The sequence below is a fragment of the Mycoplasma sp. 773 genome, from assembly GCF_053851515.1.
Map to the genome: position 1 here is coordinate 1 of NZ_JBSQAV010000019.1, position 520 is coordinate 520.

General features: G+C 27.1%; 1 protein-coding gene. It reads right to left on the reverse strand.

Going from position 1 to position 520, the window contains the following annotated elements; all coding sequences use genetic code 4:
- A partial coding sequence (locus tag ACWXVJ_RS03170) for a restriction endonuclease subunit S (RefSeq protein WP_455966515.1) occupies positions 1 to 520 on the reverse strand: 520 nt, incomplete at both ends.

Below are 520 nucleotides of genomic sequence, written 5' to 3' on the forward strand. Positions count from 1 at the left end.
AGGCATTTAACTTACGCTGATGAAGGGTGATGAGGGTGTTTATGTTGTTAAAAATTGATGAAATTCTTTTTTGCTCTCTTAAATTATTGCTATATTTAAATAAAATTTCTTTCATTACATTATTCATTAATTTAGGATTTCCCACCTTCGTAACATGCTTTTTAGAAACCTTGTTTATTGATAATGCATTACACAAGTTTATAAAACCATTATCATTTAATAAAACACCGCAGACATTAGTACAATAGAACTTTTCATCTCTATATTTTACATCTCCAGCATATATTCCATCTGTTGTTCAAGTTATGGCTTTATCAAATAAATATGAATTATAATACCCCATTAAACCATTATTTCCAGTTTGTGATGAGAAAACTGGGTATTTAAAATAAGCATTTTTTTCTAATGATAATTTTTCTTTTCCAAGTACATAACCTCTAGTTATTGTAAATATATTTCCTATTTTTTCCTGTTCTCAAGCGTTAGTAAATTCCTTAAATCTTATTGATGGAAATGCAGA